17 protein-coding genes are annotated in these 21,497 nt (G+C 65.2%); 9 read left to right on the top strand and 8 right to left on the bottom strand.

Annotated elements, in window-relative coordinates; translation table 11 throughout:
• Positions 1 to 29 precede the first annotated feature (29 nt).
• The 3 genes from radA to AACY13_RS02790 form a co-directional block, all read right to left on the bottom strand.
• Positions 30 to 1,394 carry a DNA repair protein RadA gene (gene radA, locus AACY13_RS02800; RefSeq protein WP_339459163.1) on the bottom strand — a complete coding sequence of 455 codons (1,365 nt, stop codon included), beginning with the start codon at positions 1,392 to 1,394 and terminating at the stop codon, positions 30 to 32.
• Between the two features lie 77 nt (positions 1,395 to 1,471).
• A complete protein-coding gene (locus tag AACY13_RS02795) occupies positions 1,472 to 1,741 on the bottom strand; it encodes a YdcH family protein (protein WP_339459162.1) in 270 nt (89 codons plus the stop codon).
• 84 nt (positions 1,742 to 1,825) lie between these two features.
• On the bottom strand, positions 1,826 to 2,068 hold the full coding sequence (locus AACY13_RS02790; protein ID WP_339459160.1) for a YdcH family protein: 243 nt from the start codon (positions 2,066 to 2,068) through the stop codon (positions 1,826 to 1,828).
• A 160-nt stretch (positions 2,069 to 2,228) separates the two neighbouring features.
• On the opposite strand from AACY13_RS02790, the gene mscL reads away from it, so the two are divergent.
• From mscL to AACY13_RS02765, 5 genes are all read left to right on the top strand, one after another.
• Complete coding sequence (gene mscL, locus AACY13_RS02785) at positions 2,229 to 2,642, top strand: large-conductance mechanosensitive channel protein MscL (RefSeq protein ID WP_339459159.1); 414 nt, start codon at positions 2,229 to 2,231, stop codon at positions 2,640 to 2,642.
• A 200-nt stretch (positions 2,643 to 2,842) separates the two neighbouring features.
• Positions 2,843 to 5,062 carry a putative bifunctional diguanylate cyclase/phosphodiesterase gene (locus tag AACY13_RS02780; RefSeq protein ID WP_339459157.1) on the top strand — a complete coding sequence of 740 codons (2,220 nt, stop codon included), beginning with the start codon at positions 2,843 to 2,845 and terminating at the stop codon, positions 5,060 to 5,062.
• 11 nt (positions 5,063 to 5,073) lie between these two features.
• Positions 5,074 to 6,195: an ABC transporter substrate-binding protein gene (locus AACY13_RS02775; RefSeq protein ID WP_339459155.1), complete on the top strand. Its 1,122-nt coding sequence runs from the start codon at positions 5,074 to 5,076 to the stop codon at positions 6,193 to 6,195.
• The gene (locus tag AACY13_RS02770) at positions 6,170 to 7,312 is read left to right on the top strand and encodes an ABC transporter substrate-binding protein (protein WP_339459153.1); all 1,143 of its coding nucleotides are present in this window, start codon (positions 6,170 to 6,172) and stop codon (positions 7,310 to 7,312) included. The genes AACY13_RS02775 and AACY13_RS02770 overlap by 26 nt, the downstream gene beginning before the upstream one ends.
• Positions 7,287 to 9,716, top strand: a complete 2,430-nt coding sequence (locus AACY13_RS02765; RefSeq protein WP_339459152.1) for a sensor histidine kinase — start codon at positions 7,287 to 7,289, stop codon at positions 9,714 to 9,716. Before AACY13_RS02770 ends, AACY13_RS02765 begins: the two co-directional genes overlap by 26 nt.
• Here AACY13_RS02765 and AACY13_RS02760 read toward each other — a convergent pair.
• Positions 9,707 to 10,483 carry a ferredoxin--NADP reductase gene (locus AACY13_RS02760; RefSeq protein WP_339459151.1) on the bottom strand — a complete coding sequence of 259 codons (777 nt, stop codon included), beginning with the start codon at positions 10,481 to 10,483 and terminating at the stop codon, positions 9,707 to 9,709. The genes AACY13_RS02765 and AACY13_RS02760 overlap by 10 nt on opposite strands.
• Positions 10,484 to 10,714: 231 nt before the next feature.
• Between AACY13_RS02760 and AACY13_RS02755 the strand changes: the two genes are divergently transcribed.
• Positions 10,715 to 11,839 (top strand): class I SAM-dependent methyltransferase, encoded by a 1,125-nt coding sequence (locus AACY13_RS02755; protein ID WP_339459150.1) that lies wholly within the window; start codon positions 10,715 to 10,717, stop codon positions 11,837 to 11,839.
• A gap of 110 nt (positions 11,840 to 11,949) precedes the next feature.
• Here the strand turns inward: AACY13_RS02755 and AACY13_RS02750 are convergent, their stop codons facing one another.
• From AACY13_RS02750 to AACY13_RS02740, 3 genes are all read right to left on the bottom strand, one after another.
• Complete coding sequence (locus AACY13_RS02750) at positions 11,950 to 12,525, bottom strand: TetR/AcrR family transcriptional regulator (RefSeq protein ID WP_339459148.1); 576 nt, start codon at positions 12,523 to 12,525, stop codon at positions 11,950 to 11,952.
• Between the two features lie 81 nt (positions 12,526 to 12,606).
• A complete protein-coding gene (locus AACY13_RS02745) occupies positions 12,607 to 13,809 on the bottom strand; it encodes a 3-oxoadipyl-CoA thiolase (protein ID WP_339459146.1) in 1,203 nt (400 codons plus the stop codon).
• Between the two features lie 2 nt (positions 13,810 to 13,811).
• On the bottom strand, positions 13,812 to 15,323 hold the full coding sequence (locus AACY13_RS02740) for a 3-hydroxyacyl-CoA dehydrogenase (RefSeq protein ID WP_339459144.1): 1,512 nt from the start codon (positions 15,321 to 15,323) through the stop codon (positions 13,812 to 13,814).
• A 328-nt stretch (positions 15,324 to 15,651) separates the two neighbouring features.
• Here AACY13_RS02740 and AACY13_RS02735 point away from each other — a divergent pair, with 328 nt between their 5' ends.
• Positions 15,652 to 16,971, top strand: a complete 1,320-nt coding sequence (locus AACY13_RS02735; RefSeq protein ID WP_339459143.1) for a hypothetical protein — start codon at positions 15,652 to 15,654, stop codon at positions 16,969 to 16,971.
• Between the two features lie 23 nt (positions 16,972 to 16,994).
• On the opposite strand, the gene AACY13_RS02730 is transcribed toward AACY13_RS02735, so the two are convergent.
• Complete coding sequence (locus tag AACY13_RS02730; protein ID WP_339459142.1) at positions 16,995 to 18,620, bottom strand: AMP-binding protein; 1,626 nt, start codon at positions 18,618 to 18,620, stop codon at positions 16,995 to 16,997.
• Between the two features lie 169 nt (positions 18,621 to 18,789).
• Here AACY13_RS02730 and AACY13_RS02725 point away from each other — a divergent pair, with 169 nt between their 5' ends.
• Both AACY13_RS02725 and AACY13_RS02720 read left to right on the top strand, forming a co-directional pair.
• A complete protein-coding gene (locus AACY13_RS02725) occupies positions 18,790 to 19,572 on the top strand; it encodes an IclR family transcriptional regulator (RefSeq protein ID WP_339459141.1) in 783 nt (260 codons plus the stop codon).
• A gap of 133 nt (positions 19,573 to 19,705) precedes the next feature.
• On the top strand, positions 19,706 to 21,079 hold the full coding sequence (locus AACY13_RS02720; RefSeq protein ID WP_339459140.1) for a spinster family MFS transporter: 1,374 nt from the start codon (positions 19,706 to 19,708) through the stop codon (positions 21,077 to 21,079).
• Positions 21,080 to 21,497 lie beyond the last annotated feature (418 nt).

Below are 21,497 nucleotides of genomic sequence, written 5' to 3'. Positions count from 1 at the left end.
GCAGCCCTTGCTCCCGGAGAAATGCGCCGCTATTCGAACAAGGCATCCAGCGCCTGTTCCAGGCGCGTCACGGCAATCACCTGCAAACCCGGCGGCGGATCTTTCGGCGCATTGCCCTTGGGCACTATGGCGCGCTTGAAACCGTGCTTGGCCGCCTCTTTCAAGCGCTCCTGGCCGCTCGGCACCGGGCGGATCTCGCCGGACAACCCGACCTCGCCAAATACCAGCAGATCATGCGGCAGCGGCTTGTTGCGCAGGCTGGAGATCACCGCCGCCATCAGCGCCAGGTCGGATGCGGTTTCCAGCACCTTGACCCCGCCGACCACGTTGAGAAACACGTCCTGGTCATAGGTGGGAATGCCGCCATGCCGGTGCAGCACGGCCAGGAGCATGGCCAGGCGGTTCTGGTCCAGGCCCAGGGTGACGCGGCGCGGGTTAGCCATATGGCTGGTATCGACCAGCGCCTGCACCTCCACCAGCATCGGCCGGGTGCCTTCCCAGGTGGCCATGACCACACTGCCGGGGACTTCTTCCTGGGCGCGGGTGAGGAAGATCGCCGAGGGGTTGGTGACCTCCTTGAGGCCCTTGTCGGTCATGCCGAACACGCCCAGCTCGTTGATCGCACCGAAACGGTTCTTCACCGCGCGCAGCAGGCGCAGACGGCCATCGGACTCGCCCTCGAAATACAGCACGGTATCGACCATATGCTCGAGCACGCGCGGCCCGGCCAGCGCGCCCTCCTTGGTCACATGGCCGACCAGAAAGATCGCCGTGCCGCTCTGCTTGGCGAAGCGCACCAGCAGCGCCGCGCTCTCGCGCACCTGGGACACGCCGCCGGGTGCCGAGGACAACTGCTCGGTGAAGATGGTCTGGATCGAGTCGATCACCATCACCTTGGGTTTCTCCAGGCGCGCGGTGGCGATGATGGTTTCGATGCAGGTCTCGGTCATGACCTTGAGCTTGTCTTCCGGCAGGCCCAGGCGGCGGGCACGCATGGCCACCTGCTGCTGGGATTCCTCGCCGGTGACATAGAGCGCAGGAAAGCGCGTGGCGATATTGCACAGGGTCTGCAGCAGGATGGTCGACTTGCCGATACCCGGATCGCCGCCGATCAACACCACCGAGCCGTCCACCAGGCCGCCACCGAGCACCCGGTCGAGTTCGCCGGAGGCGGTGGAAAAGCGCGGCACTTCCTCGACGCTGACCTCGGCCAGGGTCTTGATCTGTGCCTGCTCGCCAGCCCAACCCGAGCGCCCGCTGGGGGTGGCGGCATTGGCTTCGAGCAGGGTTTCCACCAGGGTGTTCCAGGCCCCGCACTCGCCGCACTGGCCGGCCCATTTGGGAAAGGTCGCGCCGCACTCGGTGCAGCCATACATACGTTTGGCCTTGGCCATGCCGGACTCCTCGGAAAGCTGAGCCCGGATCATACGAAATAGCTGGATATATTTACAGCTACAGACCGTTGTTAATCCTAGCCCTTGCAGCAGCCACAGCACTGCTCGGCCGGCCCCTTAAGACGCTGCGCCACTTCATCCTTGAGGCCGACGCGGGCCAGCTTGAGGGACGCCAGGGCGTCGTCGGCCAGTACTTCGACGCCGTCCTCGACGCGGCAGATGCGCTTGTCCAGGGTTTCGTACTCATCGGCCAGGCGGGCGAAATCGGCATCCTTGACCCGCAGTTCGTGCAAGGCAGTGCGCAATTCGGGAAAGTCTTTGTTCAAGGGGTGGTGTTCAACGTGCATGCTGGCGCTCCTCGGCGGGTATGTTGGCAAGCAGCCTACCCCCCGCTCGCCGCTCAGCCCTTGACCGGGATCAACGTCGGCCGCTCAAGAACCACCACGCAGCAACTGCGCCAGTTCGTCCTTGAGGCTGACCCGCTGCATTTTCAATCCCAGCAACAGCATTTCGTCCATGGCTATGCGCCCGCTCTCCACCTCATAGATGCGCTTGTCGAGTTCTTCGTACTCCTCGGCCAGACGCGCGAAATGGCCGTCAGCCGCCAGCAAGGCCCCAAGCTGCGGCTTGAGTTCGGGAAATTCACGGCTGAGCGGATGATGTTCCAGTGGCATATCGGCATCCTCAATGGCGGTTCTGTGTTCAGACTAGACCAGCGCGGCCGGCTCTGCCGAAGCCGCTACCCGTGGCACACTTTCCTGCCCGACTGCTGGCTGGCAAGCGCCGCGAGCTGGATTACACTTCAGCGCACCACCACCTATCAGGGAAAGAAACATGAGCATTGTCAGTGAGTTCAAGGCCTTCGCCGTCAAAGGCAACGTGGTCGACGTGGCCGTAGGCATCATCATCGGTGCCGCCTTCGGCAAGATCGTCTCGTCCTTCGTCGGCGATATGGTGATGCCGCCCCTGGGCGTGCTGATCGGTGGGGTGGATTTTTCCGACCTGGCCGTGGTGCTCAAGGCCGCCGAAGGCGATGTCGCCGCCGTCACCCTCTCCTATGGCAAGTTTATCCAGAGCATCATCGACTTCCTGATCGTCGCCTTCGCCATCTTTATGGGGGTCAAGGTGATCAACCGGCTCAAGCGCGAAGAGGAAGCCGCACCCAGCGCACCACCCGCCCCCAGCAAGGAGCAGGAACTGCTGGGCGAGATCCGCGATCTGCTCAAGAGTCAGCAAGAAAACCGCTGACCCCGCGCGGAGGGGCACTGTCGATGCCGCCCCCGCGAACCGCCTCAGGAACTGCACCCGCCAGGCCGTGTGCAGTTTTTTTTCGCCTAGACTATTAACCACCAGCTTACTAACTCAGCCCTGGCGGCTGGTCAGTCAGGCCCCGCGGAGGTCCAACCCAGCGCCGGCGAAGCGTACGCCATACTTTACAAGGCCTGAAGATGAGCGATGTAGCAGAAGACGACCTGTTCGCTTTCGACGACGAAACCCACCCGGACAATCGCAGCCCAACCCAGCCCCGCTGGCGCATCCTGATCGTAGACGACGACCAGGACGTACATCAGTCGACCTGCTTCGCCCTGGCCAATACCGAGATCCTCGGTCGCCCCCTCGAATTCCTGCATGCCTATTCGGCCGCCCAGGCCGTCAGTGTGCTGACTGAGCAGGCGCAGGTCGCGGTGATTCTGCTGGATGTGGTGATGGAGTCGGAGCATGCCGGCCTGGACCTGGTCCGACAGATCCGCGAAGACCTGCATAACAGCGAGATCCGCATCATCCTGCGCACCGGCCAACCGGGCTATGCACCGGAGATGGAGGCCATCCGCGACTACGACATCAACGACTACAAGACCAAGTCCGAACTGACCCGCAACCGCCTGTACACCACGCTGACCGCGGCCATCCGTGGCTACGACCAGATTCATACCATCAACGCCAGCCGCCACGGCCTGGGCATGGTGATCCGCGCCAGCAGCCAACTCCTGGCGCGCCAGGGCGTCAGCGAGTTCGCCGCCGGGATCATCACCCAGATCTGCGGCCTGCTCGGCCTGCCGCCCGAAGGCGTGGTCTGCGCCTACGACCACCAGGCCTCGCCGGCCCACGCCCTGATCGTCGCCGCCGCCGGCAACCTGATGGACTGCATCGACAAGCAGCTGGAGGAGTTGCCCGATCAGCAGATCGCCCGGGCGCTCAATCGGGCTCTGGCCGAGCGCAGCAACCGCTACGGCAACCATTCGACCACCCTGTTCTTCCCCGGCCAGGGCCATAACCATATGGCCGCCTACCTGCAGACCGGACGCGCGCTGAACGCGCTGGACCGGCAACTGCTCGAGGTGTTCTGCAGCAACATCATCATCAGCCTGGACAACGTGCTGCTGCTCAGCCTGCTGCAGGACTATGCCTACAACGACCAGCTGCTGCACCTGCCCAACCGCCTGGCCCTGGTCCAGGCCCTCGACCAGGCACTGGCCGGCGCGACACCCGGCGAGACCACCCTGGCGCTGATCGATATCGACGGCTTCTCCGAGCTCAACGACACCCTCGGCCACCAGCACGGCGATGCCCTGCTGCAAGCGGTCGCCGAACGCCTGCAGCAGGCACTGCCGCCCGGCACGCTGCTGGCGCGGGTTGCCGGGGATGTCTTCGCCATCCTGGCCGGCAACCGGGTCGTCAGCGCCGACAGCCTGCGTGGCCTGTTCCAGCAACCGCTGTACTTTGCCGAGCTGAGCCGGCGCATCACCGCCACCATCGGCCTGACCTGCCTGGACCAGATCGACGGCAACGGCGGCGAGGCCCTGAAGGCGGCCAATATCGCTCTCAAGCATGGCAAGCGCCAGCAACGCGGCAGCATCAGCCACTTTACCCGCGCCATGGAGCAGGAAACCCGCGCCCGCGTGCAGTTGCTCCAGGAGCTGCGCAGCGCCTTCGAGCGCGAGCGGCTGTTCGTGGTCTACCAGCCGCAGATCGCCCTGGGCAGTCGCCAGTTGATCGGCGTCGAAGCCCTGCTGCGCTGGCGCACCGATGACGGTCAGTTCGTCGCCCCGGCGCAGTTTATTCCCCTGGCGGAAAGCTCCGGGCTGATTGTCAGCCTTGGCGAATGGGTTCTGCGCAGCGCCTGCCGGGACCTGCAGCGGATCATCCAGCACAGCGGCCGGGCGCTGCGCATGGCGGTCAACGTCTCGGTGGCACAATTTCGCCAGGCCGACTTCCTCGCCACCCTGGAGCGCGCGCTCGACGAAAGCGGCATCGACCCGGGCCTGCTGGAGCTGGAAATCACCGAATCGGTGGCCATGCTCGACGCCAGCTTTATGATCGACCTGCTCGAGCGCATCAAGCGTCTGGGCGTGAGTCTCGCCGTGGACGACTTCGGCACCGGTTTCTCCTCGCTCAGCTACCTCGAGCGCCTGAATGTCGACCGCCTGAAGATCGACCTCAGCTTTGTCAGCCAGATGGAGCAGAGCGATGGCAGCAAGCGCATCGTCGAAACCATTATCCAGCTGGGCCGCAGCCTGCAGCTGGAACTGATCGCCGAAGGAATCGAGCAGGAAAGCCAGGCCGTCTCGCTCACCCAGATGGGCTGCCACGAAGGCCAGGGCTACCTGTTCGCCAAACCGCTCGAACTGGCGGCGCTGCTGAGTTTTATCACGGCGTCGGGTCAGTGACGGAGCCGGCCATGGCCACGCGTGGGAGCCGGGCGCTATGTGCCGGATGGCTCCTGTATCTGGCCCTGGGCCTGGGCGGCTGCGGCGAACCCGAGTCGATCCGCCTGGGCTTTATCGGCGGCCTGTCCGGGACCAATGCCGAACTCGGTACCGCCGGGCGCAATGGTGCGCAACTGGCCGTGGAGCAGGCCAACGCCAGCGGCGGCATTGACGGCCGGCCACTGCACCTGCTGATCAAGGATGACCGCCTCGACCCCGAGCAGGGCCGCCAGGTCATCCGCGAACTGCTGCAGGAGCAGGTCGCCGCCATCCTCGGCCCCATGACCAGCGCCGTGGCCATGGCCGTGGTACCGCTGGCAGACGAGGCCCAGGTACTGATGATGGCCGGCACGGTCAGCAGCCCGGCGCTGAGCGGCCTGGACGACTATTTCTTCCGCACCATAGGCACCCACGCCGAACATGCCCGGCAACTGGCCGAGTACCTCGCCGAACAGCACCCGGCGGCACGGGCGAACCTGGTGCTGGACCTGCGCAACCAGGCCTACAGCGAAGCCTGGGCCGCGCACTTCTCCCGGCACCTGCACGCAGCCGGCGGCTTTACCCAGAAGGTCCTTGGCTTTACCTCCGGCCCGCAGACCGACTACGCCGCCCTGGCGGCCGAGGCCCTGCAGGGGGCCCCCCAGGTGGTACTGCTGATCACCAGCGCCCAGGATACGGCGCTGCTCTGCAACCAGCTGCGCCAGCGCCAGCCGCACACCGTGCTGGCCAGCGCGGAATGGGCCGGCACCGGCCAGCTGCTGGAACTCGGCGGCAAGGCCGTGGAGGGTCTGATAGTCCCGCACTATATGGACCTGCACAGCCAGCTCCCGGCCTTCCAGCAGTTTATTCAGGACTACCGGCAACGCTTCGGCCATGCGCCGAGCTTTCCTGCCCTGACCACCTACAACGCCACCCGGATAGTGCTGCAGGCCCTCGCCGCCCAGGACCGCGACGAACCCCTCAAGCAGACCCTGCTGCGCCAGCGCGAGTATGCCGGCCTGCAGGGCCCGATCCGCTTCGATGCCTTTGGCGACACCCAGGGCGCGACCTACCTGACGATTATCCGCGATGGCCAGTATGACGATGCCCGCTAGGCCACGCCTGCCGGGGCTGCTGGCACTCTGCGCCGTCCTGCTGCTGGCCGCCTGCGAGGAACAAGTCGCGGCCCCGCCGCCCATTCGCCTGGGCGTGATAGTCGATGTCTCCGGCCCCAGCGCCAGCCTCGGTTTGGCCGGGCGCAATGGCATGCAGCTGGCCGTCGAAGAAGCCAATGCCGCCGGCGGCATTCAGGGCCGGCCCATCGAGCTGCTGTACCGCGATGACGGCTTCGACCCGCAACGAGCCCGACAGGCGGCGGCCGAACTGATCGCGGTTCCCGTCGAGGCCGCGCTCGGCCCCATGACCAGCCTGATCGCCGAGCAGCTGGCCCCGCAATTTACCGAGGCCGGCATCCTGCTCATGGGCGCAACGCCGCTCAGCCCGCTACTGGCCGGGCGCGACGACCAGTTTTTCCGCACCCTCAGCCACACCAACCCGGACGCCCGCGATATCGCCAACCACCTGGGCCGGCAGCGTGGCCTGCGGCGGGTCAATGTGATCATCGAACTGAGCAACAGCAGCTACACCCGGCCCTGGCTCGCCGACTTCAGCCGCCACCTGCAGGCCAGCGGGGCCGAGGTTGGCCTGACCGTGGAATTCAGCCGCGACCAGCAGACCGATTTCGCCGCCCTGGCGCGCCGCGCCCTGGCCGACCGCCCCGCCGCCGTGGTGCTGATCAGCAGCGCCCTGGACACCGCCCTGCTGGCCACTCAGCTGCGCCAGCAGGCTCCGCAGTTGCTTCTCGCCACCCCGGCCTGGGCCGCGGCCGACACCCTGATCGAAATGGGCGGGCGCGCGGTCGAGGGCATGATCACCGCCCAGGCCTTCGACCTGAACGACAGCTCCGCCGCCTTTGTCGCCTTCAAGCAGCGCTACCAGGCGCGTTTCGCCCAACCCATCGATACCGCCGCACTGACCAGCTACAACGCCACCCACGTCCTGCTCGCGGCCCTGCAACAGCGCCTGCCCGGCGAACACCCCAAGCAGGCGCTGCTGCGCATTCGCCAGTTCCAGGGCGTGCAGCGCCAGATCGTCTTCGATGACTTTGGCGACAGTGACAGCCTTTTCTACCCCATGGTGGTGCGCGATGGCCGTTTCAGCAGTCCTGAGTAAGCTGGGCGCGGCCCACCCCCTGCTGCTGACCCTGGCCAGTCGCTTTATCCTGGTGGCCTGCATCCCGGTGCTGGCGGTCGGCCTGCTGTTTCGCCTGTATTACGAACCGCTGCTGCTCGATGAGGTGGAAAACCGCCAGAGCTTTGCCGCCGAGGCCATCACCCAGCAACTGGAACGCCATTTCAGCATTGCCAACCGCGAACTCGGGGCCCTGGCCGAACTGTTCCACAATAGCCAGACCCTGGATAACCAGCAGATCCAGACCCTGCTGGATGCCTATGCCGACAGCTCGGATTTCTACGAGGCCATCTACCTGACCGACGACACCGGCCAGATCAGTGCCATCGGCCTGCCGGCCGACCGCCGCACGCTGCGGCAGAACCTGTTCGGCCTGGATATCTCCGCCCGCGACTTCGTTCGCCAGGCGCAACTGAGCCGCCAGGGCGTCTGGTCCAACAGTTTTCTCTCCACCGTCAGCTCGCGTCTGGCGGTGGCCCTGGCGCAGCCTCTGGGCCCGCGCACCCTGGTCGGTGAAGTGGCCATCAGCCCGCTTCCCGAACTGGCCCGCCAGCTGAGCCAGGATGGCCGGCTGCAAATCCGCATGCTCGACCGCCAGCATCAACTGATCGCCGACTCGCAGAGCGCCCAGGCCGGACAACAGCTCAACCTCGGGCATCTGCAGGTTCTGCACGACCCGTCGGTGCGCAGCTTCGACCTGGATGGCCAGCAGCTGCTAGGCCTGGCGCGCAAGGTCAAGGGTCCGGACTGGCAGGTGCTGGTGGCGCAGCCGCAGCAGCAGGCCCATGCCCTGATCGACAGCACCTGGCGGCGCATCCTCAGCGCCCTCGGCCTGGCCCTCGCCATCGCCCTGCTGATCGCCGGCAGCACCAGCTGGACCCTGGCGCGGCGCATCTCGCAGTTCACCCGGCATGTCGGGGAAATCGCCAACGGCCACTATGACCTGCCCATGGCGCCAAGCAGCATCCGCGAGCTCAATACCCTGCGCGCCAGTTTGCAGCGGATGGTCGGAGCCATCCTCGAGCGCGAGCAGGCACTGCTGGACACCGCCCAGAGCCTGCGCGAAAGCGAGGACCGTCTGCTCGCCACCCTGGAATACACGCCCAACGTCGCCGTACAGTGGTTCGATGCCAGCGGCCGCATCCTGCTGTGGAACCATGCCAGCGAGCGCATCTACGAGATCCCCCGGGAAGCCGCCCTGGGCAAGACCCTCGACCGCCTGCTGTACACCCCGGGGCAGCAGGCGATGTTTCTCGCCAGCCTCGCCCAGGCCGCCAAGGGCACGCCGGTGGGGCCCTACCTGAGCGAGCTGCAGCTCGACCCGCAGCGCAGCATCTGCGTGCTGACCACCACCTTCAGCATCCCCGCGGCCGATGGCCGCCTGCAGTTCGTCAGCATGGACATCGACGTCACCGACCAGAAGCGCGCCGAACAGGCCTACCGGGAGCTGAATGCCACCCTGGAGCAGCGCGTGGCCGAGCGTACCGAGGCCCTGAGCCGCAGCAACGAAGAACTGAGCAACGCCATGGCGACCCTGCAACGCGCGCAGAACGAGCTGGTCCAGAGCGAAAAGCTCGCCGCCCTTGGCTCCCTGGTCGCCGGCATCGCCCACGAACTGAACACCCCGGTCGGCAACAGCCTGATGGCCGCCAGCACCCTGGAAGACCACAGCCGGGAGATCAGCGCCGCCGTCAGCGCCGGGGCACTCAAGCGCTCGGTGCTCGATCGGTTCCTGCAGGACAGCAAGACCGCCACCGACATCCTGGTGCGCAACCTGCGCCGGGCCAGCGAGCTGATCACCAGTTTCAAGCAGGTTGCGGTCGACCAGGCCAGCGCCCAGCGCCGCACCTTCCAGCTCAGCGAAGTGGTCAAGGAAATCCTTATCACCCTGGGCCCGACACTGAAGAAGACACCCTTCGTCATCGACAGCAATATCGACGACGAGATCGAACTGGACAGCTACCCCGGGGCCCTCGGCCAGGTGCTGGTCAACCTCATCAACAATGCCCTGAGCCATGGCCTGCAGGGCCTGGAGCACGGCAAGATCGGCCTCTATGCCTTCCCCTACGAGCCGGGCTGGATCGAGCTGGCCGTGTCCGACAACGGTCACGGCATCGCCGCGGAACACCTGCCGCGGATTTTCGACCCCTTCTTCACCACCCGCCTGGGCCAGGGCGGCAGCGGCCTGGGCCTGAATATCGTGCACAACCTGGTCACCGGGGTGCTCGGCGGCAAGCTGGAGGTGGCCAGCCAGCCCGGCTGGGGCGTGCGCTTCGCCATCCGCCTGCCGCTCTGTGCGCCAAGCGGCAGCGAGCCCCAGGCGGATAAACCGAACGATCCCACGCAAGCCGATGAGGATTCAGTACCGCCGGTGCCTCACCAGTAATTTTCCACCGCCACCTGGCCCGGCCGGCGACTCAGGCTCAGCCGCAACCCGCGCAGCTTCAACAGGCTGCGGGTGTCGTCGATCATCTGCGGGTTGCCGCAGAGCATCAGGCGCGAATGCTCGGGGCTCAGGTTGAGGCCGGCGGCGCGCTCCAGCTCGCCGCTGCTGAGCAGGTGGGTGATGCGCCCGTGCAGGCAGCCTGGAGCCTGCTCGCGGGTGACCAGCGGCAGGTACACCAGCTTGTCGGCGTATTCGGCCAGGTGTTCCAGATCCTTGAGGCCGCGAATCAGCGGCTGATAGGCCAGCTCGCTGGCGCTGCGCGCGCTGTAGACCAGGACGATGCGCTCGAAACGCTGCCACACCTCGAAGTCCTGCAGAATCGAGAGAAAGGGGGCCACACCGGTGCCGCTGGCCAGCAGCCAGAGATCGCGGCCATCGCCGAAGCGGTCGAGGGTGAGAAAGCCAAAGGCCTGTTTGTCGACCAGCAGGCTGTCGCCGGCCTTGAGTCGGCTCAACTCGCTGGTGAACTCGCCGCCGGGCACGACGATGGAGAAGAACTCGAGAAACTCGTCATGGGGGGCCGAGACCATCGAATAGGCGCGCCAGACCACGCTGCCATCGGCCTTCGCTACGCCGAGGCGAGCGAACTGCCCGGCGCGGAAACGAAACCCCGGATCGCGGGAACAGCGCAGGCTGAACAGGCTGGGCGACCAGACATGCACATCGCTCAGAATCTGTCGGGTGAACTTGTCTTCGCTGGCGGTCATACTTCACTCCCTCTGCTGCGCCGAAGATCTGGCAGGCCGTTAGAAAACGTAGCGAGCGAAGGCTAGGCGGGGACGCCTAGTTAAGGCGAAGTTATCCGAGGACGCGGAGTGTACGAGTTGTACATGAGCAGTCCGAGGCTAACTTCAACGCGGCATAGCCGAGCGCAGTAGTTTTTCAACGGCCTGTCACAGTGTCGCGCAAAGCGCCGCCCACAAACACCAGTAGTCCATATGCCTATATTCGTTACGCCTTTTGCCCAGCTCGACCTGATCCGCCAGCCCGAGCAGCAGGCCGAGCCCCTGCAAGCCTTCGACGCCGCCGACGAGTACCTGCTCAACCAGTTGCATGAACAGGGCTTGCCCGCGGACGCGCGGGTGCTGCTGCTCAACGACAACTTCGGAGCCCTGGCCGTCAGCCTGGTCGGCCATGCCCAGATCACCAGCAGCGGCGACTCGCACCTGGGCCGCGTGGCGCTCACGGTCAATCTGGCACGCAATCGACTGGCCGCCGAGGCAGTCAACTTCGTGCCAGCCAGCGAAGTTGCCCAGGGACCATTCGATCTCGTGCTGATCCGCGTGCCCAAGACCCTGGCCCTGCTGGAGGAACAACTGATCCGTCTGCACGGCCAGCTCGCGCCAGGTGCGCAGGTGATTGCCGCGGCCATGGTCAAGCACCTGCCACGGGCCGCCGGCGACCTGCTGGAAAAATATATCGGTCCGGTGCAGGCCTCGCTGGCGGTGAAGAAGGCCCGCCTGCTAAGCGCCACACCGCAAGCCAAACCCGCTGCGGTATCGCCCTACCCCACGCGCTATCGCCTGGACAAACCGGCCATCGAACTCGTCAACCACGCCAATCTGTTCTGCCGCGAAGACCTCGATATCGGCACCCGCGCCTTTCTGCCCCACCTGCCCAAACACCTCAGCCGCATGCGCGTGGCCGATCTCGGCTGCGGCAACGGCGTGCTCGGCATCGCCTACGCCCTGGGCAGCCCGCAGGCCGAACTGACGCTGGTGGACGAATCCTATATGGCCGTGCAATCGGCCGCGGAAAACTGGCGCGCGGCCCTGGGCGAGCGCCCGGTGCAGATCCGCGCCGGCGATGGCCTGGCCGAACAGGCGGCGGATTCGCTGGACCTGGTGCTGTGCAACCCGCCCTTCCACCAGCAGCAGGTGGTCGGCGACTTCCTCGCCTGGCGCATGTTCCAGCAGGCCCGCGCGGCCCTGGTCACCGGCGGCGAGCTATGGATAGTCGGCAACCGCCACCTGGGCTACCACGCCAAGCTCAAACGCCTGTTCCGCGGCGTCGAGCAGGTGGCGGCCACGCCGAAGTTTGTGGTGCTCAAGGCGATCAAATAGCTATCGAGCTATCCGCGGCTGAGGCCACTTGCCCCCCACTGACAACAGCACAGGGACGTGCTCGCCTTATAGATAGCGGCGAGTTTATGGTTGCGCCCCGATGCCACTGACTAACGCACTAGCTTGAATACCATGGCTCGATAGCTTGCGCATTGTTCGATCACGGCATCTGTACGTCCTCGGCCAGCGGTGCTGAGTAAAGCCAAGATAGCGTCGCTGACGAAGGGCACATCATCGCAGTGGAAACAGCCCTGGCGCACCCCGCAGGCGATAATCTGTCGCAACTCCTGGGCATAACTCTGGGCCAGTTGCTGCACCCGCAGTTGCTCTGCTACCGCCAGGCTACGCGCCTCCCCGGGGTCGATAAGCCCGCCCTGCTGCCCCCGCTGCGCATGCCAGACCAGGTGGTTTTCCACGAAAGCGGCCAGGGCCTGTTCGGCCGCAGCGCCTCGCGGCCGGACCTCGTACCAGGCGCACAGCAGGTCGTCGAAGTAATCGCAGAGCAGTTCGAAGAGCAGGCAGTGCTTGCTGGGAAAGTAGCGATACAGGCTGCCGGCCTGGATCCCGGCCCGTTCCGCCAGTTGACGCATACTCATGGCCTCGAACCCGCGCTGATGGATCAGGGCAGAGGCCGAGAGGCGGATCAGCTCATAGGTATGTTCGCCACTGTACCGAGAGCTGCCCATGGCACTACTGCGCAATGTCACATCCCCCAACCGGCCAGCGGCCGCATAGGCGGCCTGAAGGTTTTCTCGTCAGCATCCGTCTCAAGCCCGCTCGATCACCATGGCCAGCCCCTGGCCGACACCGATGCACAGGCTGACCACGGCATAGCGCGAGCCCCGGCGTTGCAGCTCGCGCGCGCTGGACAGCGCCAGGCGCGCGCCGGATGCGCCCAGCGGGTGGCCCACGGTGATCGCACCGCCATTGGGATTGACGCGGGGATCGTCCAGGGCTACGCCCAGGCCCTTGAGGCAGCCAAGCACTTGCGCGGCGAACGCCTCGTTGATCTCGATGATGTCCATGTCGGCCAGTGTCAGGGAGGCGCGAGCCAACGCCTTGTGGATCGCCTGAACCGGGCCGACGCCCATGATCCGTGGCTCCACGCCAACAGCCGCGGCTGACAGAATCCGCGCCATGGGCTGCAGACCCTGGCGCTGCCCGGCCTGACGGCTGCCTATCAGCAGCACCGCCGCACCATCGTTCACCCCCGAGGCATTGCCAGCCGTCACCACCCCACCCGCGTACAAAGGCTGCAGCCGGGCCAAGGCGCTCATATCGGAATCCGGGCGGGGATGCTCATCCTGCTCGATCAACGCGGACGGGCGCTTACGCCCCATCGACACCTCAAGCGGCAGGATTTCGCCGGCGAAGAAGCCATCACGCAGCGCCGCCGCGTATTTGGCCTGGGAACTCGCCGCGAAGAAATCGGCAGCCTCGCGGCTGATGCCATACTCGCGTGCCACGTTGTCGCCGGTCTCCGGCATGCTGTCGTTGCCGAACTGCGCGACAAGTCGAGGATTGGGAAAGCGCGAGCCGATCGTGCTGTCGAACATGCGGCAGTCGCGGCTGAAGGCCTGCTCGGATTTGCCCAGGACAAAGGGGGCCCGGGACATGCTTTCCACCCCTCCGGCCAGGTAGAGTTCACCTTCGTTGCAGGTTACTGCGCGGGCGGCGTCGATTACCGCCGCCAGGCCGCTGGCGCACAGACGGTTGACCGTCTGCCCCGGGACGGTAGCCGGCAGCCCGGCTAACAGGGCGGCATGGCGGGCCACATTGCGGCTGTCTTCGCCCGCCTGGTTGGTGGCCCCCAGAATCACGTCCTCAATATGCGCACCGGCAACGCCACTGCGCTCCAGCAGCGCACGGATAACCGCAGCGGCCAGGTCGTCCGGACGGATACTGGACAGCCCCCCGCCATGGCGGCCAAAGGGGGTGCGCAGTCCAGCATAGATATAGGCGTCGAGCATGCTTATTCCTCGGCAGTGGTCAGGGGCAGGCCGAGCTGGACGCGACGACGCAGCCAGGGGCTCGGCCGGTAACGCGGCTCGCCGCCGTAGCAGGCCTGCATGTTGTGCAGAATTTCCAGGATACGGGGCGCGCCGTAGTGCTCGCCGAAGGCCAACGGCCCCTTGGGGTAGCCGAGGGCCAGGGGGATGGCGCGATCCAGGGTGTGCGGATCGGCAATGCGTTTCTGGGCAATCTCGCAGCCCAGATTGACGATGCAGGCGATGATCCGTTGGCTCACGAAACCGGGCGAGTCGTTGATCACCTCCACCGGCACGCCGTCGACACTCAGGGCCTGGCGAGCCTGATTCAGCACTGCAGGCTCGAGCGCCGGCTGGCGCATCAGCACACGGCGGCGGTCAAAATCGCAGAAGGTTTCCAGCGCCAGGGTGCGCTTGGGTGGCAGCCCCTGGCGATGGATCATGCTGCTGGCATCCTCACCCAGGGGCGTGATCAGACAGATGGCGGCGAGCGAGGGCGCGCTGCCGCTTTCCAGCTCAGCCCCGGCCTGGGCCAGCAATTGGCGCAGGTGCGCGCGCAACTCGGGATCGTCGCTGTCCAGCCAGTATGGGCGGTCGAGCACGACCGGCTCGAGAACCGGCTCGGGGTCGCGCCGCGGCTTGCCCTCGTCGTAACGGTAATAACCCTCGCCACTCTTGCGCCCGAGCAGTTTGCCGGCAACCCGCTGAGCCGCGAGATTGGACGGGGTATAGCGCGGATCCTGGTAATACTGTTCGTGGATCGATTCCATCACCGCATGTGAAACATCCAGCCCGGTCAGGTCGGCCAGCTCGAACGGCCCCATGGGGAACCCCGGACCGTCGCGCAGGATGCGGTCGATCTGCTGTGCGGAGGCGATGCCCTCACCCAGCAGCCGTTGCGCCTCGGTGGCATAGGCGCGGCCGGCATGGTTGACGAGGAAACCGGGCGTGTCCGGGGTAATCGCCGGGAAATGCCCGGTTCTTTCCGCCAACTCAACCAGGCGCACGATCACCGCCGGGTCGGTGCGCTCGCCACGCACCACCTCGACCAGCTTCATCAGTGGCACCGGATTGAAGAAATGGAAACCGGCGACCCGCTCGGGGTGACGGCACGCACTGGCGATACGCGTCACCGAGAGCGATGAGGTATTGGTGGCCAGAATCGCGCTCGGGCTGACCAGGCCCTCCAGCTCGACGAACAGCGCCTGCTTGACCTCGAGGTTTTCGACTATCGCTTCAATCAGCAGGTCGCAATGGGCCAGTTCGCTCAGGCTAAAGGCCGGCTGCATGCGTTCGAGCGTTGCGCCCAGGTCTTCCGCGCTGATGCGCCCCTTGGCGACACTGCGCTCGAGCAGCTCGCGATTGAACGCCAGCGCCTGGTCAATGGCCTCGGCGCGCGTGTCATACAGCCAAACCTGCTGGCCGGCTGTGGCGAGGAGCTGGGTAATCCCCCTGCCCATCGCACCAGCACCTATGATACCGACTCGAAAAACCATGACACCTCCTGCCGAAGAGAACCTTCATTCCGCCAAGCGAAACTTGATTTCAATATTTGACCTTGAGACTAAAGACTGTCAGCCTCGAAAGCAATATCCCGCACAGATCAATTACCCCTATGGCTACCCCCTTCTCGCGGGTTCTGCTGCCAGCAGAACAACACGCCACAAGCGCCCGTAGCCCGGCTGCCGAGCCGTATGCAAGCGCCACCGAGCGGGGACAATCGGACGCAATGCAGCGCCTGCCGGACAGCGCGCCAGCCGCTGTGCCCAATCGGCAAGCGGCCATTGCTGGCGGGCTGCCCCAGTGAGCCGCGCCGAGGTGATGATGGCCTTACTGCTATGGGCGCTGGCCTGCGAACTGCTGGCACTGATCAGCGGCAGCCTCTGGCCGAGCCTGCTGTCCGCCGGTCTTTACGCGCTCTTCTTCGTCGCCCACTGGCGCTCGCTACTGCCCTACCCGCGTCGACTCGGCCTAGCCACGCTGGCGCTGGCCGGCCTGTGGCTCCTCTCGCCCAGGCCGAGCCTGGCCGTGGCAGGACAGCTGGCTGCCGCCTTCGCCTATTACGCGAGTTTTATTGCGGCCCTGGGGCTCACTCAGTGCCTGGTCAAACGCCTGCCGCAGCTGGCCAACCTGCACCATCTGCTGCTGAACGGCTCGGCCATCTGGCTCTATCCGCGCTACCTGTCCTGCGCCCTGCTGCTCGGTTCGCTGCTCAGTTTCGGCATGCTCAACCTGATCTGCGGCACGCTGCAGCAGCACCTGCACAACCAGCCCTTAAGCCAAGAGGCCCGCGATGCCGGCCAGCGCGGTGTACTGACCAGCGCTTTACGAGGATTCGCCCTGGTCCCCCTGCTCGCCCCCACCAGCGTCACCATGGCGATCATCGGCCGTGAGCTACCCGGGCTGGGCTGGACGACGCTGCTACCCTTTGGGATCGCGGCGGCACTGCTGCTGTCGCTCATCGGCTGGCGCGCCGAAAACAACCGCCTTGGAGCCCTGACGGGCATGCTGCCCGCAGCAACCAGTCACGCCCTACGCGGACCGATCATTGGCGGGCTAATGGGCATCGCCGCCATCACCCTGCTTGCCAGCCTGTCGCCACTCAGCCCGACCCAGGCGGCAATGCTGGTGCTTCCCACCGCTGTCGCGGGGTGGCTCTGGCACAGCCTGAAACAGGCCACGGCCGTGCATGATGAACTCGCCAGCACCCTGGCCGGGATGCGTAACGAGGTGTTTATCTTCGGCTGTGCCGCCCTGCTCGGCGGGCTTGCCGGGCAACTGCTACCGCTGCACGGCCTTGCCGCCACCCTGGCCGTGCGGCCGGGGCTGTTGCACCTGATAGAGGCCGCAACCCTGCTCGGCATGATCGGCCTGGCACTGGTGGGGGTGGCCCCTATCGTGACCTTGAGTCTGCTGGCCGCGCTGCTGGCACAACTGGCCGCTCTCGGGGTACCGCCGCTCGGCCCAGCGGTGGCGCTGGTCTGCGGCTTCGCCATGGCCATGCTGTTGTCGCCCTTCGGCCCCTCGGCGCTGATGCTGTCGCGCCTGAGCGGCGTTTCACCGTGGCACCTGGCCGTCGGCTGGAACGTCCGGCTCGTCGTGATTAGCCTACCGCTACTGCTGTTGCTGCCCCTGCTGACCTGAGGCCCACAGGGGCAGTCGGGATCTCAGACAGCAGCGCCTGGCGCACGGTCACGCAGCTCGCGACGCAGCAGTTTGCCTACCGAGCTCTTGGGCAAGTCGTCGAGAATTTCGACATGACTCGGCACCTTGTAACCGGTCAGGAAGCGCCGGCAGTGGGCCCGCAGGGCGTCGGCGTCCAGCGTTGCCTCCTTGAGGCTGACGAACAACTTCACCGCCTCGCCCTTGCGTTCGTCCGCCACACCGACCACCACACACTCGCGTACGCCGGGGTGACGCATGACCACATCTTCGATCTCGTTGGGATACACGTTGAAACCGGAGACCAGGATCATATCCTTCTTGCGGTCGACGATCCTGACAAAGCCCGCCTCATCGAGCACGGCGATATCACCGGTCTTCAGCCAGCCGTCCGCGGTCAACACCTGAGCCGTCTCCTCCGGGAGCTGCCAGTAGCCTTCCATTACCTGGGGACCGCGCACCCACAACTCACCCGGCTCACCGGCGGGCGTATCGATGCCCTGCTCGTCGACGGTGCGCAACTCGGTTTCGATCAGGGGCAGACCGATATAGCCCTCGCGGTAGGGACTGATGCTGGTGGATGTGGCCACCACCGGCGAGGTTTCGGTCAGGCCGAAACCTTCGCGAATCGGCGCACCGGTCAGCGCCAGCCAGCGACGTGCCACTTCGCCGTTCAGCGGCGCACCACCAGATGTCACCCATTTCAAGCGGGAGAAATCGATGACGTGAAACTCCGGATGGTTCATCAGCCCGACGAACAAGGTGTTGATGCCATTGAACAGGCTGAATCGATGGCGTTTCATGGCAGTAATGGTCTCGTCCAGGTTGCTCCCGTCGCGGATCAATACCGTGTGCAGCCCCATGGCCACCGACAGCAGACAACTGGTGGCGAAAGCCATGATGTGATAAAGCGGCATCGGCGCGATGCGCACATCGCGCTCCGGGTCGATCAGCCCGCTTTGATCGAACAATTCCATGGTCTGCAGCAGGTTGGCCAGCAGGTTGCGGTGGCTGATCATCGCCCCCTTGGCCCCACCGGTAGTACCGCCGGTGTACTGCAGCAGGGCCAGGCGCTCCAGGCCAGCAACAGGTTCGACCTCTGGCAGGCCACGCCCTGACCGCAGCGCCTGGGCGAAGCCATGGACGCCAGCCTCGGCGAACCCCACCTCAGGATCCTCCTGATCGCCGGTGCGCGTCAGGATGATGTGCTCGATGGCGCTGTCCGCCTGGACGCTGCGCAGCAACGGCAACAACGGGGCGAACGCCAGAATCGCCTTTGCCCCAGAGTCACGGAACTGATGACGGGCCTCGGCCGCGGTGTACTTCGGATTGGTATTGACCAGCACCAGCCCCAGCTTCAGCGCCGCGAACACGGCGACCGGGTACTGCAGGGAGTTCGGCAATTGCAGAGCCAGTCGATCACCTGCCTGCAGGCCCAGGCCGTGATGCAGAAAGCTGGCGAAGGCATCCGCCTGCTGCTTCAGCTCGGCGTAGCTCAGCGTGCTTTCGCCACAGGAAAAAGCCGGCCTCTCGGCGTGCCGCTCACAGGCATTGACCAGGAGATCGTATACATTCTGGAAACTATGGCGTGCCAGTTCGGCGGCCACGTATCCCTTGGCAGAAGTAGACATTTTTCTTTCCTATGTGGTTTGTTATTTTGCTGTGCGAAACTATATACCGCAAACAAGCGTAAATAAACCACCTCCTGTCCTGCAATCGCCTGCCGCCGCAACGCTGCCTGTTGCGGCGCTATCTGATATGGTGCGCACGCCACCACGCCTACGCCGAGCCAGAATGCATATGAACGAAGAAGCAGACGACCCCTCCTCCAAAGACCGCAAGTTTGTTGAAGCGCTCGCGCGCGGCCTGGACGTGCTGCGAGCCTTTACCCATGGCTCGGTGGTGCTGGGCAATCAGGATATTTCCAGGCTTACGGGGCTGCCCAAGCCCACGGTGTCCAGGATGACCTACACCCTGACCAAGCTCGGCTACCTCAGCTATGCCCCCCAATTGGAGAAGTACCAGCTGGACTCGGGCGTCCTTGCCCTGGGCTACGCCTATGTCTCCAATCTGCGCGTGCGCCAGCTGGCCAAGCCCTATATGGACGACTTCGCCCGACGCACCAACACCACCGTGGGCCTGACCTGCCGTGATCGGCTGTCGATGATCTATGTGGAAAACTGCCGTCCAGCCGAGGTCACCACCCTGCGCATGGATGCCGGCGTGCGCCTCCCGCTGGCGACAACCGCCGCCGGCCGTGCCTATCTGGCCGCAACCCCGGAACAGGAGCGCGGGCACCTGCTGGCCGCATTGGAAGCCAAGCACGGCGAACAATGGCCGATGCTCGAGGCATCGTTGCGCGAGTCGTTCGCCGAATACCAGCAGCACGGCTTCTGCTTCTCCCTGGGCGACTGGGATCGCAACGTCATCGCCGCCGGCGTGCCGCTGCGACTTTCCGACGGCAGCATCATGGTGCTGACCTGCGGCGCGCCTTCGTTCCAACTCAGCGAGGACAGCTTGAAGGGCGGACTGGCGCAGCAGCTTGCCATGCTTGCCCACGACATCGAGAGCCTTGGCGCTTGATCGCGAATTTCGCATAGCGAAACACAAGCACAAATAAATGGAACTCTTGAGTCACTTTTAACTTGATGAAGGCGTTTATCTAAGGGAAAGTGACGGCTCCGCGGTACCACCCGCCTCCACCCGGAGCCACTTCATGCATAACAACAACAGCTATCCCTCAAGTACCCGCGCCTGGCTGACGGTCACCATCCTGATGCTGGCTTATGTACTGTCCTTCGTTGACCGCCAGATCCTCAACCTGCTGGTCGACCCCATACGGCGCGACCTGGATATCACCGACACCCATATGAGCCTGCTTATGGGGCTGTCCTTTGCGCTGTTCTACACCATCTGTGGCATACCCCTGGGACGCCTGGCCGATCGTAAAAGCCGACGCGGACTGATTGTCTGCGGCGTGCTGCTGTGGAGCCTGATGACTGCGCTATGCGGTACGGCGAAGAATTTCTGGCAATTCCTCACGTTCCGCATCGGGGTCGGTGTGGGTGAGGCAACGCTGTCGCCCTCGGCGTATTCGCTGATCGCCGATAGCTTCCCACCGAAACTGCGCGCCACGGCGATGAGCGTGTACTCCATGGGCATCTATATCGGCTCTGGCCTGGCCTTTCTGCTGGGCGGCCTGGTGGTCAAGTTCGCCTCGGCCCAAGGCGACGTGATGCTGCCGCTACTCGGCGAAGTCCGCCCCTGGCAACTGATCTTCCTGATCCTCGGCGCTGCAGGAGCGGTCTTTACTCTGGTCTTGCTGGCTATCAGGGAGCCGCAGCGCCAAGGCATAGACGCCGGGGTCGAGGTGCCGCTGCGAGAAGTGGCTGGCTACCTCAAGGCCAATCGGCGCACGGTGCTCTACCACAACTTCGGTTTCGCCTGCCTGGCCTTCGCCGCCTACGGCGGTGCCTCCTGGATTCCCACCTTCTTTATCCGCACCTATGGCTGGTCGGCCAGCGAAGTGGGAATACTCTACGGTTCAGTCGTGGCGGTTGCCGGCTCGCTTGGCATCATTACCGGCGGACGCCTGTCCGACCTGCTGCACCGCCGCGGTTATGCTGATGCGCCGCTGCGTGTGGGTATCGTCTCGGCCATCCTCACCCTGCCCCTGAGCCTTGCCTTCCTGGCGGGCAGCGGGGAGCTGGCATTGGCGGTTATCGCGCTGCACGTATTCACCATCGCCATGCCGTTCGGCGTCGGCCCGGCGGCCATTCAGGAGATCATGCCCAACTCGATGCGCGGTCAGGCCTCGGCGATCTACCTGTTCGTCATTACCCTGATCGGTCTGGGCGTGGGTCCCACCGCCGTGGCGCTGGTCACCGACTTCGTCTTCGCCGACGACATGGCGCTGCGCTATTCGCTACTGATCGTCACCGGCATTGCCTTGGTCGGGGCCATTATTCTGCTTGGCATGGGCCTGAAGCCGTACCGCGCCAGCCTGGAGCGCCTGCATCAATGGCGGCCCGAAGCGACGCCGAGGCCAGCCAGCATGGAGCCAACCGCACTGAGCTCGCCCCAGCCTTGATAGCGCCCGGCGATGGAGCCGCGCCCGCCGCAGATCCATCGCCCCAACAGATTCGACGCCAGAGGCCCCGTGGCCGCTTATCCCCACGCCCCACCTGAGGCACCCCACTCAAGACCCGCGACTCAGGGATAGCCCTGAGCGCCTGGCATTCGCCCTGTCTTGATCTGCCGCTATGCCAGACTCAGTCGTACTCGAGAGCCTGCCGCGCACGCTGCCGGTAGAAGGCACCCAGATCCCCTGCAAGATTCTGCTCACTCGTCCCGTAATGCAGTCGATAGCAATCGCCGACAGCTTGGCCCCCGCCTGAATCGGCGCGCAGACCATCCACTCAGCGCGGCCCAGGCGACGCTCCACTGCAGGGGGCTACTGGCGTAAACGGCCGTGGTTAGCCGCGGCACAGAGCCTTCCCGCCGGCATA

The sequence above is a fragment of the Pseudomonas sp. EA_105y_Pfl2_R69 genome, from assembly GCF_963970915.1.
In the GTDB taxonomy this organism is placed as follows: Bacteria; Pseudomonadota; Gammaproteobacteria; order Pseudomonadales; family Pseudomonadaceae; genus Aquipseudomonas.
Note: the sequence above shows the minus strand (reverse complement) of the source record. Positions and strands in the feature narration are given on the sequence as shown.

What these genes read in the sequence shown, in the direction of transcription:
- radA (WP_339459163.1), bottom strand. Translation starts at nt 1,394, where the DNA reads ATGGCCAAGGCCAAACGTATGTATGGCTGCACCGAGTGCGGCGCGACC.
- AACY13_RS02795 (WP_339459162.1), bottom strand. Translation starts at nt 1,741, where the DNA reads ATGCACGTTGAACACCACCCCTTGAACAAAGACTTTCCCGAATTGCGC.
- AACY13_RS02790 (WP_339459160.1), bottom strand. Translation starts at nt 2,068, where the DNA reads ATGCCACTGGAACATCATCCGCTCAGCCGTGAATTTCCCGAACTCAAG.
- mscL (WP_339459159.1), top strand. Translation starts at nt 2,229, where the DNA reads ATGAGCATTGTCAGTGAGTTCAAGGCCTTCGCCGTCAAAGGCAACGTG.
- AACY13_RS02780 (WP_339459157.1), top strand. Translation starts at nt 2,843, where the DNA reads ATGAGCGATGTAGCAGAAGACGACCTGTTCGCTTTCGACGACGAAACC.
- AACY13_RS02775 (WP_339459155.1), top strand. Translation starts at nt 5,074, where the DNA reads ATGGCCACGCGTGGGAGCCGGGCGCTATGTGCCGGATGGCTCCTGTAT.
- AACY13_RS02770 (WP_339459153.1), top strand. Translation starts at nt 6,170, where the DNA reads ATGGCCAGTATGACGATGCCCGCTAGGCCACGCCTGCCGGGGCTGCTG.
- AACY13_RS02765 (WP_339459152.1), top strand. Translation starts at nt 7,287, where the DNA reads ATGGCCGTTTCAGCAGTCCTGAGTAAGCTGGGCGCGGCCCACCCCCTG.
- AACY13_RS02760 (WP_339459151.1), bottom strand. Translation starts at nt 10,483, where the DNA reads ATGACCGCCAGCGAAGACAAGTTCACCCGACAGATTCTGAGCGATGTG.
- AACY13_RS02755 (WP_339459150.1), top strand. Translation starts at nt 10,715, where the DNA reads ATGCCTATATTCGTTACGCCTTTTGCCCAGCTCGACCTGATCCGCCAG.
- AACY13_RS02750 (WP_339459148.1), bottom strand. Translation starts at nt 12,525, where the DNA reads ATGGGCAGCTCTCGGTACAGTGGCGAACATACCTATGAGCTGATCCGC.
- AACY13_RS02745 (WP_339459146.1), bottom strand. Translation starts at nt 13,809, where the DNA reads ATGCTCGACGCCTATATCTATGCTGGACTGCGCACCCCCTTTGGCCGC.
- AACY13_RS02740 (WP_339459144.1), bottom strand. Translation starts at nt 15,323, where the DNA reads ATGGTTTTTCGAGTCGGTATCATAGGTGCTGGTGCGATGGGCAGGGGG.
- AACY13_RS02735 (WP_339459143.1), top strand. Translation starts at nt 15,652, where the DNA reads ATGGCCTTACTGCTATGGGCGCTGGCCTGCGAACTGCTGGCACTGATC.
- AACY13_RS02730 (WP_339459142.1), bottom strand. Translation starts at nt 18,620, where the DNA reads ATGTCTACTTCTGCCAAGGGATACGTGGCCGCCGAACTGGCACGCCAT.
- AACY13_RS02725 (WP_339459141.1), top strand. Translation starts at nt 18,790, where the DNA reads ATGAACGAAGAAGCAGACGACCCCTCCTCCAAAGACCGCAAGTTTGTT.
- AACY13_RS02720 (WP_339459140.1), top strand. Translation starts at nt 19,706, where the DNA reads ATGCATAACAACAACAGCTATCCCTCAAGTACCCGCGCCTGGCTGACG.